Below are 9,873 nucleotides of genomic sequence, written 5' to 3' on the forward strand. Positions count from 1 at the left end.
TCAAGATCAAGATCAAGAGCGACTCGCTTCGCATCGTGGTTACCGTTGGCTGCTACGGTCTGCAAAGTTGTGTGGATACCTAGGGTTATCGCAGGCGAGCCAGCTCCCTCGCCACAGTGCCCTGCCTCCTATTCACCTGTCAGGTTTGACAGTAGACACTGGCCCTTGATCGAGGGATGTTTGCCCCTAACGTGCCAGCGCAGCGGTCGGCGCTCATTGCTTTTCGAAGCCACGCTTAATAGGGATATTAAAAATGGAACGGGAACTGATCGACGAAGTTGAAGAACTGATCAAAAAGACTAACGACGCCGAGCGTCTGTTCACCCGATACGCCACCAAGTGCTACACCTCAGCCTTGCAAAAATATGCCAAGGACATCAGCGAAACCTCCTATACCTATCTGCTGGCCGAGCTGGCCGAGGGGTCGTTGAGTTCGGAAATTCTCGGCCGCCCAGGCGCCAATATCAGCCTGGTCAGGATCGAGATAGAGGAGATCATGCTTGAAGCCGATGTGATCAAGAAACTCAAGCGGGCCGAAACCCATTACCTGGAAACCCTGGAATCGGTGCGCAAGTTCGAAGACCTAAAACGCTTCGAAAAAATGCAGGACACGTCCGATATCGTCCGCTCGATAAAACTCGGGGTGTCACGGTTCAATATCCTGTTTGTCATCCTGCTGATCGGCGGGTTGACCTGGGCGGCGATCAATCTGCCTAAAGAGGCGTTGGCGTTGATTTCTGCGGCGATCGGCGGCGCCATCACCCACTTGCTGTCCGAGCGCCAGGCCGTCCTGGCGCTGAAAAAAGAGGGCGATAACAGCTGCCCCAGGGCCAACAATAACAATCAGGAATGACGCGGGTTTACAACGGCGTCAACACGTTCATCACCGTGTCCAGCGCCACTCGCGTGTCATCCAGTTGCACCAGCGACGCATGCCGTGCGCCCAGGGCATCGCGGTTCTGGATCGCCGTTAGGATCGCCTTGTGCCGCGGCAGACTCAGGCCCTGGATGTCCGGGCGTCGGTTGGTGATGTTGATCGACTCGCGCAACGGCAACGAGAGCATGTTGCACATATAGGCGAGCAGGTCGTTGCGGGTGGCGTCGGCAATCGCGCGGTGGAAGTCCAGGTCGGCCTGCAACAGCTCCTCGTGGGTCTTGGCGGTTTCCATGCCCTGGTAGGCGTGTTCGATGGTGGCGATGTCTTCATCGGTGGCGGTGGTCGCGGCCATGGCGGCGATCTCCGGTTCGAGGATGCGGCGCACCCCGGCCAGGGTGTTGAAGAACTCGCTGTGGGGCGTGGACCGCATCAACCAGGACAGCACGTCCGGGTCGAGCAGGTGCCATTTCAAGCGTGGCCGTACCACCGCGCCCACCCGTGGCTTGGAATACACCAGGCCCTTGGCGCTGAGCACTCGCGTGGCTTCGCGCAATACCGAGCGGCTGACCTGGTATTCCTCGCACAGCGTGGCTTCCATGGGCAACCGTTCCTCGGGCTTGAAGCGACCGGAAACGATGTGCATGCCCAAGTCCTGAACGATCTGGGCATGCTGGCTCTTGCGCGGCTTGGGCGGCTGGTGATCCATAACGACGGGGAGGCTCTGGCTTAGATTCGCCGCATCATAGCATCCCAATTAGTGGGAATGCCGTGGGACTTCCGCCCCGCGACAGCCCACCAGGAAGTCAAAGTCACAGCCTTGGTCGGCCTGCAGCACATGGTCGATGTACAGCTGGCGATAGCCGCCGACGATGAGGTTCTGCGCGGGCGGCAGGTCGGCCATGCGTGCTGCCAGCTCGGCGTCGGGAATGTCCAGGTGCAGGCGGCCATTGGCGCAATCGAGTTCGATCCAGTCACCTTCCTTCACAGTCGCCAACGGCCCGCCGGCAGCGGCTTCCGGTGCCACGTGCAATACCACGGTGCCGTAGGCGGTGCCGCTCATGCGTGCATCGGAAATGCGCACCATGTCCGTCACGCCCTGGGCCAGCAGCTTGGCGGGCAAGCCCATGTTGCCGACTTCGGCCATGCCTGGGTAACCCTTGGGGCCGCAGTTTTTCATGACCAGGATCGAGTTGGCATCCACGTCCAGCTCCGGGTCGTTGATGCGTGCCTTGTACATGTCGAAGTTTTCGAACACCACGGCGCGGCCACGGTGCTGCATCAGTTCGGGGCTCGCTGCCGAAGGCTTGAGCACCGCGCCCAGGGGCGCGAGGTTGCCGCGCAGCACGCAGATGCCGCCGTCGGCGCGGATCGGGTTGTCCAGGGTGCGGATCACTTCGTCCTGGCCGTAGATCGGTGAGTCCTGGGTGTTCTCGCCCAGGGACTTGCCGTTGACGGTCAAGGCGTTGGGGTGCGGGATCAGGTTGGCTTCACCCAGGCGGCGCAGCACAGCGGGCAGGCCACCGGCATAGTAAAACTCCTCCATCAGAAAGCGCCCGGAGGGTTGCAGGTCGACAATGGTCGGCATGCCGCGGCCGATGCGGGTCCAGTCATCCAGGTCGAGTTCGACACCGATGCGCCCGGCGATGGCTTTCAAGTGGATCACCGCGTTGGTCGAGCCGCCGATGGCTGCGTTCACGCGGATAGCGTTTTCAAACGCCTCCTTGGTGAGGATCTTCGACAGCTTCAAGTCTTCACGCACCATCTCCACGGCGCGCATGCCCGACATGTGCGCCAGTACATAGCGACGCGCATCCACCGCCGGAATCGCCGCGTTGTGGGGCAGGGAAGTGCCCAGTGCTTCGGCCATGCACGCCATGGTAGAAGCCGTGCCCATGGTGTTGCAGGTGCCCGCCGAACGCGACATGCCGCCCTCGGCCGCGAGGAAGTCATCCAGGGTGATGGTGCCGGCCTTGACCTGTTCGCTGAGCTGCCACACCACCGTGCCCGAGCCGATGTCCTGGCCCTTGTGCTTGCCGTTGAGCATCGGCCCGCCGGTGACCACGATGGCCGGCACATCACAACTGGCCGCGCCCATCAGCAGCGCCGGGGTGGTTTTGTCACAGCCGGTGAGCAGTACCACGCCATCAATCGGGTTGCCGCGAATCGCTTCTTCCACATCCATGCTCGCCAGGTTGCGAGTGAGCATGGCGGTAGGGCGCAGGTTGGATTCGCCGTTGGAAAACACCGGGAACTCCACCGGGAAGCCACCGGCCTCGATCACGCCACGCTTGACGTGCTCGGCGATCTGGCGGAAGTGCGCGTTGCACGGCGTCAGCTCCGACCAGGTGTTGCAGATGCCGATGATCGGCTTGCCATGGAACTGATGGTCGGCAATGCCTTGGTTCTTCATCCAGCTGCGGTACATGAAACCGTTCTTGTCGGCGGTACCGAACCACTGGGCAGAGCGTAGGCCGGGCTTTTTGTCAGGCATGATCGATTCTCTTATTGTATGACTATATGTTCTATGCGTGCTTAAACATAAGCGCAAAATCGCTGCTTTGGAAGTGTTGTTTTGCAAATAGTCATACTATATAGTCTTTCTCAACTGAGGTATGACCCTGGCGGATTTTCGCGAGAGGCGTCCCCCGAGCTTCTATAAAAACAACAATCGGAGATCGACCCCATGAGCCAGGAACTGCGGCTTATTCGGCGCATCACGCTGAAACTGATTCCCTTCCTGATCCTGCTGTACCTGATCGCCTACGTGGACCGTTCCGCCGTGGGCTTCGCCAAGCTGCACATGGGCGCTGACGTGGGCATCGGCGACGCCGCCTATGGCCTGGGTGCGGGGTTGTTTTTCATTGGCTATTTCCTGTTCGAGATTCCCAGCAACCTGATGCTCGACCGCTTCGGCGCACGGCGCTGGTTTGCGCGCATCATGATCACCTGGGGCGCCATCACCATTGGCATGGCGTTCGTGCAGGGGCCGCACAGCTTCTATGTGATGCGCTTTCTGCTGGGCGCGGCGGAGGCGGGGTTCTTTCCCGGCGTGCTGTACTACATCACCCAATGGTTCCCGGTGCGCCATCGCGGCAAGATCCTCGGGCTGTTCATCCTCTCCCAACCCATTGCAATGATGATCACCGGTCCAGTGTCCGGCGGTCTGCTCGGCATGGACGGCATCCTCGGCCTGCATGGCTGGCAGTGGCTGTTTATCGTGATCGGCACCCCGGCGATCCTGCTGACCTGGCCGGTGCTGCGTTACCTGCCGGATGGCCCCCAAAAGGTCAACTGGATGAGCGAGGAAGAAAAAGCCTGGCTCACCGGCGAGCTGCACAAAGACCTGCAAGCCTACGGCCAGACGCGCCACGGCAACCCCTTGCATGCGCTCAAGGACAAGCGCGTGTTGCTGCTGGCGCTGTTCTACCTGCCGGTGACCTTGAGCATCTACGGCCTCGGCCTGTGGCTGCCGACCCTGATCAAACAGTTTGGCGGCAGCGACCTCACCACCGGCTTCATCTCCGCCGTGCCCTATATCTTCGGCATCATCGGCCTGTTGATCATCCCGCGCAGTTCCGACCGCTTGAACGACCGTTACGGCCATCTCGCCGTGCTCTATGTGCTGGGCGCCATCGGCCTGTTCTGCAGCGCCTGGCTCACCGTGCCGGTGCTGCAAATGGCCGCGCTGTGCCTGGCGGCATTTGCAATGTTTTCCTGCACCGCGGTGTTCTGGACCCTGCCGGGGCGCTTTTTTGCCGGCGCCAGTGCGGCGGCCGGTATTGCCTTGATCAACTCGGTGGGCAACCTCGGCGGCTATATCGGCCCGTTCGTGATCGGTGCGCTCAAGGAGTACACCGGCAACCTGGCCTCAGGCTTGTATTTCTTATCCGGTGTGATGGTGTTCGGGCTGCTGCTGACCCTTGTGGTCTACCGCTTGTTGGAGCGCAAGCACGTGCTGCCCGCCGACCAATTCGCCGCCAGCGCCCGTGGCGCCACACGCACATAAATCCAGGAGAACCCGCATGCGTTTAGTTCAGTTCGAGTTGAGCAACGGTGAGCGCCGCGTCGGCGTGGTAGAAGGCAACCAGGTACGCGAAGTGCGCGGCGCCCACAGCGTGCGTGAACTGGCGCTGGCCGCTATCGAAGCCGGCGGCAAGTTGCAGCACCAGGTGGAGGCCTTTGGCCTGGGCGGCAGCCATGACTACGCCGCCTTATTGGCGGACCATAAAATTTTGCCCCCGCTGGACCACCCTGACCCGGCCCACATGCTGATCAGCGGCACCGGCCTTACCCACCTGGGCAGCGCCTCGGCCCGCGACAAGATGCACCAGCAGGCCGGCGACGACAGCGCGATGACCGACACCATGCGCATCTTCAAATGGGGCGTGGAGGGCGGCAAACCAGGCGCCGGCCAGGCCGGTGTGCAACCAGAGTGGTTCTACAAAGGCGATGGCAGCATCGTCGTGCGCCCGGGCCAGGCGTTCCCGGTGCCGCCGTTCGCCGAAGACGCCGGCGAAGAGCCGGAAATCGGCGGCCTCTATGTGATCGGGCATGACCGTAAACCCTATCGCCTGGGTTTTGCGGTGGGCAACGAGTTCTCCGACCATGTGATGGAGCGCAAGAACTACCTGTACCTGGCCCATTCCAAGCTGCGCAGTTGCAGCTATGGCCCGGAGCTGCGCGTGGGCGAACTGCCCCAGCATCTGGCGGGCACCAGCCGCATCCTGCGCAACGGCGAAGTCATCTGGCAGAACGAATTCCTCAGCGGCGAGGCCAATATGTGCCACAGCCTGGAAAACCTCGAATACCACCACTTCAAATACAGCCAGTTCCTCAAGCCGGGCGATGTGCACATTCACTTCTTCGGCACCGCCACCTTGTCATTCGCCGACGGTATACGTACCCAGCCGGGCGATGTGTTCGAGATCAGCCAGGCTGAATTCGGCGCGCCGTTGATCAACGGTATCGGCAGCAGCGATGCGGCATTTGAACCCGGCCAAGTCACCCCCCTTTAAGGAGATCAACATGACCCCGTTCCTCGGCCACAACTACATCGGCGGCCAGCGCAGCGCCAACGGCAGCATCAAGCTGCAAAGCATCGACGCCACCACCGGCGAAGCCTTGCCCCAGGATTTCTACCAGGCCACCGCCCAGGAAGTGGATGCCGCCGCCCAGGCCGCGGCCCAGGCTTATCCGGCCTATCGCGCCTTGAGCGCCGCACGGCGTGCGCAGTTCCTGGATGCAGTGGCCGATGAACTGGATGCCTTGGGCGATGATTTCGTCGAACTGGTTTGCCGCGAAACCGCCTTGCCGGCCGCACGCATCAAAGGCGAACGCGGGCGCACCAGCGGCCAGATGCGCTTGTTCGCCACCGTGCTGCGCCGTGGTGACTTCTACGGCGCACGTATCGACAAGGCCCTGCCAGAGCGCCAGCCGCTGCCGCGCCCGGACCTGCGCCAATACCGTATCGGCCTCGGCCCGGTGGCGGTGTTCGGCGCCAGCAACTTCCCCCTGGCATTTTCCACGGCTGGCGGCGACACCGCTGCCGCGCTGGCCGCCGGCTGCCCGGTGGTGTTCAAGGCCCACAGTGGGCACATGGCGACCGCCGAGCGCGTGGCCGATGCGATCATTCGTGCTGCCGAGGCAACCGAGATGCCGGCTGGCGTGTTCAATATGATCTTTGGCGGCGGCGTCGGTGAGGCGCTGGTCAAGCACCCGGCGATCCAGGCGGTAGGCTTTACCGGCTCGCTCAAAGGCGGCCGCGCCCTCTGCGACATGGCCGCGGCGCGCCCGCAACCGATCCCGGTGTTTGCCGAGATGTCGAGCATCAACCCCGTGATCGTGCTGCCCCAGGCGCTGCAAGCCCGCGCTGAAAGCATTGCCCGTGACCTGACCGCGTCGGTGGTACAAGGCTGCGGCCAGTTCTGCACCAACCCAGGCCTGGTGATCGGTATCGCTTCGTCTGCGTTCACCGCGTTCACTCAGCAGGTCGCGCAATTGATCGGCGAGCAACCGCCACAAACCATGCTTAATGCCGGCACCCTGGGCAGCTACGGCAAGGGCCTGGAAAAACTCTTGTCTCACCCGGGCATCCAGCATCTGGCGGGCAGCGCGCAATCGGGCAACCAGGCGCAACCGCAACTGTTCAGGGCGGATGTACGTCTGTTGATTGACGGTGACGAAGTGCTGCAAGAGGAAGTGTTCGGCCCCACCACGGTGTTCGTCGAAGTAGCCGACCAGGCGCAACTCAGCGCCGCCCTGCAAGGGCTGCACGGGCAGTTGACCGCCACGCTCATCGGCGAACCGGGCGACCTGCACCAGTTCGCCGAACTCACGCCCCTGCTGGAACAGAAAGTCGGGCGCATCCTGCTCAACGGTTACCCCACTGGCGTGGAAGTGTGCGATTCCATGGTCCACGGCGGGCCGTACCCGGCAACTTCCGATGCGCGTGGCACCTCGGTTGGCACCTTGGCCATCGACCGCTTCCTGCGCCCGGTGTGCTTCCAGAACTACCCTGATAGCCTGCTGCCCGACGCGTTGAAAAACGCCAACCCCTTGCGCATTCAGCGCCTGGTAAATGGCACGCCGTCGCGCGAATCGCTGTAACTGATCAGGAGGTTTCATGTCGTTGAGCGCAGTCACCCCGCACCGTGCCCGGTTGGGCGAAGGGCCGTTCTGGGATGCACCGACCCAGGCCCTGTATTGGGTGGATATCGCTGCCCGCCAGGCGCTGCGTCTGATGGGGGGGCAGTTGCAGGTGTGGCAATTGCCTGAGCACGTCTCGGCGTTCATCCCCTGTCAAAGCGGTGATGCGCTGGTGACCTTGAGCAGCGGTGTGTATCGCCTGGACCTGGCCACCGAAGCCTTGACCCTGCTGTGCGTAGCCGACCCGCAAACGGGCAACCGCGGCAATGAAGCACGCTGCGATGCCCAGGGCCGGCTGTGGTTGGGCACCATGCAGAACAACATAGGCGAGCAGGGCGAAGACCTGCCGATTACCCGGCGCTCCGGTGGCTTGTTTCGCATCGATGCCGATGCGCGGGTCACGCCGTTGTTGGCGGGCCTGGGCATTCCCAACACCTTGCTTTGGAACGAGGCGGGCAGCCAGGTGCATTTCGGCGACAGCATGGACGGTACGCTCTATCAGCATTCGATCCAGGCTGACGGCCAACTCGGCGCCGCCCAGGCCTGGTTCGGGCCGCACACACGCGGCGGGCCGGATGGCTCGGCCATGGACGCCGACGGCTACATCTGGAACGCGCGCTGGGACGGCAGTTGCCTGCTGCGGCTAACGCCTTCAGGTGAGGTGGATCGCATCATCGAACTACCGGTCAGCCGTCCCACCAGTTGCGTGTTCGGTGGGCCCGAGCTCACCACGCTGTACATCACCAGTGCCGCGAGTCCCTCGGGGCATCCGTTGGATGGTGCGGTACTGGCGATTGAAATGGATGTTCCCGGAAAACCCTGTCACCGCTTCGCCGGATAACCTGTAGGAGCGGGCTTGCCCGCGAAAAACGTCAACGATAACGCGTTCAGGCTGGATGAACACGTCGCCCTCGGGGTTTTCGCGAGCAAGCTCGCTCCTACAACGTTCTACCTAAAAACAACAACAAGGAGTCACCCGTATGAATTGTCGTCGTGGTTTGCGTTCCCTGTGCTGCGCCGCTGTGGCGGTCTCGGCCATGAGCTTGAGCGGCCTGTTGCTGGCCGCTGAAGAAGTGAAGATCGGTTTTTTGGTCAAGCAGGCCGAAGAGCCCTGGTTCCAGACTGAATGGGCGTTTGCGGAAAAAGCCGCCCAGGACAAAGGCTTCAAACTCATCAAGATCGCGGTGCCCGACGGCGAGAAAACCCTCTCGGCCATCGACAGCCTGGCCGCCAACGGCGCCAAGGGTTTTGTGATCTGCCCGCCGGACGTGTCCCTGGGCCCGGCCATTGTCGCCAAGGCCAAGGCCAACGGCTTGAAAGTGATGGCCGTGGATGATCGCTTTGTCGATGCCAAGGGCAACTTCATGGAAGACGTGCCGTACCTGGGCATGGCCGCATTTGAAGTCGGCCAGAAGCAGGGCGCCGCCATGGCCGCCGAAGCGAAAAAGCGCGGTTGGGACTGGAAGGACACCTACGCGGTGATCAACACCTTCAACGAACTCGACACCGGCAAGAAACGCACCGATGGCTCGATCAAATCCCTAGAGGAGGCGGGTATTCCCAAGGACCACATCCTCACCGCCCCCCTGAAAACCCTCGACGTGCCCGGGAGCATGGACGCCACCAACTCGGCCTTGGTCAAGCTGCCAAGCGGGGCGAAGAACCTGATCATCGGCGGCATGAACGACAACACCGTGCTCGGCGGCGTGCGCGCCACCGAAAGTGCCGGTTTCGCCGCAGCCAATGTGATCGGCATCGGCATCAATGGCACCGACGCCATCGGCGAATTGAAGAAAGCCAACAGCGGCTTCTTTGGTTCGATGCTGCCCAGCCCGCACATTGAAGGCTACAAAACCGCCGAGATGATGTACGAGTGGGTCACCCAGGGCACCGAGCCGCCGAAATACACGGCCATGGACGAAGTGACGCTGATCACCCGCGAAAACTTCCAAGCGGAACTGACCAAGATCGGGCTGTGGAAATGACCGCTGCGGCCCTGCGGTTTGACGGCATCGGCAAGACCTTTCCCGGGGTCAAGGCGCTGGATGGCATCTGCTTCACCGCCCACCCGGGCCAGGTGCATGCGCTGATGGGCGAGAACGGCGCCGGCAAATCGACCTTGCTGAAAATCCTCGGCGGCGCCTACATTCCATCCAGCGGCACCGTGCAGATCGGCGCGCAAACCATGGCGTTCAAATGCGCCGCCGACAGCATTGCCAGCGGTGTGGCAGTGATTCACCAGGAGCTGCACCTGGTGCCGGAAATGAGCGTGGCCGAGAACCTCTTTCTCGGGCATTTGCCCACGCGCTTTGGCGTGGTCAACCGAGGCCTGCTGCGCAAGCAGGCCCTGA

9 protein-coding genes are annotated in these 9,873 nt (G+C 62.3%); 7 read left to right on the top strand and 2 right to left on the bottom strand.

Translation table 11 applies throughout. The features are described from left to right. Positions 1 to 253 precede the first annotated feature (253 nt). Positions 254 to 853 carry a hypothetical protein gene (locus A7K61_RS29405; protein WP_047710605.1) on the top strand — a complete coding sequence of 200 codons (600 nt, stop codon included), beginning with the start codon at positions 254 to 256 and terminating at the stop codon, positions 851 to 853. A gap of 7 nt (positions 854 to 860) precedes the next feature. Here the strand turns inward: A7K61_RS29405 and A7K61_RS29410 are convergent, their stop codons facing one another. Then, positions 861 to 1,583, bottom strand: coding sequence for a FadR/GntR family transcriptional regulator (locus A7K61_RS29410; RefSeq protein ID WP_069558928.1), 723 nt, complete (start codon positions 1,581 to 1,583; stop codon positions 861 to 863). 48 nt (positions 1,584 to 1,631) lie between these two features. Beyond that, positions 1,632 to 3,368, bottom strand: a complete 1,737-nt coding sequence (locus A7K61_RS29415; RefSeq protein ID WP_019817288.1) for an IlvD/Edd family dehydratase — start codon at positions 3,366 to 3,368, stop codon at positions 1,632 to 1,634. Positions 3,369 to 3,560: 192 nt separating this feature from the next. Here A7K61_RS29415 and A7K61_RS29420 point away from each other — a divergent pair, with 192 nt between their 5' ends. From A7K61_RS29420 to A7K61_RS29445, 6 genes are all read left to right on the top strand, one after another. Continuing rightward, positions 3,561 to 4,883 carry an MFS transporter gene (locus tag A7K61_RS29420; protein ID WP_034135673.1) on the top strand — a complete coding sequence of 441 codons (1,323 nt, stop codon included), beginning with the start codon at positions 3,561 to 3,563 and terminating at the stop codon, positions 4,881 to 4,883. 16 nt (positions 4,884 to 4,899) lie between these two features. After that, the gene (araD1, locus tag A7K61_RS29425; RefSeq protein WP_069558929.1) at positions 4,900 to 5,892 is read left to right on the top strand and encodes an AraD1 family protein; all 993 of its coding nucleotides are present in this window, start codon (positions 4,900 to 4,902) and stop codon (positions 5,890 to 5,892) included. A 10-nt stretch (positions 5,893 to 5,902) separates the two neighbouring features. After that, positions 5,903 to 7,483 carry an aldehyde dehydrogenase (NADP(+)) gene (locus tag A7K61_RS29430; protein WP_069558930.1) on the top strand — a complete coding sequence of 527 codons (1,581 nt, stop codon included), beginning with the start codon at positions 5,903 to 5,905 and terminating at the stop codon, positions 7,481 to 7,483. A gap of 16 nt (positions 7,484 to 7,499) precedes the next feature. Next, positions 7,500 to 8,363: an SMP-30/gluconolactonase/LRE family protein gene (locus A7K61_RS29435; protein WP_069558931.1), complete on the top strand. Its 864-nt coding sequence runs from the start codon at positions 7,500 to 7,502 to the stop codon at positions 8,361 to 8,363. Between the two features lie 139 nt (positions 8,364 to 8,502). After that, positions 8,503 to 9,507 carry a substrate-binding domain-containing protein gene (locus A7K61_RS29440; protein ID WP_069558932.1) on the top strand — a complete coding sequence of 335 codons (1,005 nt, stop codon included), beginning with the start codon at positions 8,503 to 8,505 and terminating at the stop codon, positions 9,505 to 9,507. Further along, the coding region (locus tag A7K61_RS29445; RefSeq protein WP_139129570.1) for an ATP-binding cassette domain-containing protein at positions 9,504 to 9,873 on the top strand (370 nt) is incomplete at its 3' end. The genes A7K61_RS29440 and A7K61_RS29445, both read left to right, overlap by 4 nt.

The organism is Pseudomonas sp. AP42 (assembly GCF_001728935.1).
Lineage (GTDB): Bacteria > Pseudomonadota > Gammaproteobacteria > Pseudomonadales > Pseudomonadaceae > Aquipseudomonas > Aquipseudomonas lactis.

Bases quoted from the DNA above. Each gene is read 5' to 3' on its own strand.
- A7K61_RS29405 (WP_047710605.1), top strand. From the start codon at position 254: ATGGAACGGGAACTGATCGACGAAGTTGAAGAACTGATCAAAAAGACT.
- A7K61_RS29410 (WP_069558928.1), bottom strand. From the start codon at position 1,583: ATGGATCACCAGCCGCCCAAGCCGCGCAAGAGCCAGCATGCCCAGATC.
- A7K61_RS29415 (WP_019817288.1), bottom strand. From the start codon at position 3,368: ATGCCTGACAAAAAGCCCGGCCTACGCTCTGCCCAGTGGTTCGGTACC.
- A7K61_RS29420 (WP_034135673.1), top strand. From the start codon at position 3,561: ATGAGCCAGGAACTGCGGCTTATTCGGCGCATCACGCTGAAACTGATT.
- araD1 (WP_069558929.1), top strand. From the start codon at position 4,900: ATGCGTTTAGTTCAGTTCGAGTTGAGCAACGGTGAGCGCCGCGTCGGC.
- A7K61_RS29430 (WP_069558930.1), top strand. From the start codon at position 5,903: ATGACCCCGTTCCTCGGCCACAACTACATCGGCGGCCAGCGCAGCGCC.
- A7K61_RS29435 (WP_069558931.1), top strand. From the start codon at position 7,500: ATGTCGTTGAGCGCAGTCACCCCGCACCGTGCCCGGTTGGGCGAAGGG.
- A7K61_RS29440 (WP_069558932.1), top strand. From the start codon at position 8,503: ATGAATTGTCGTCGTGGTTTGCGTTCCCTGTGCTGCGCCGCTGTGGCG.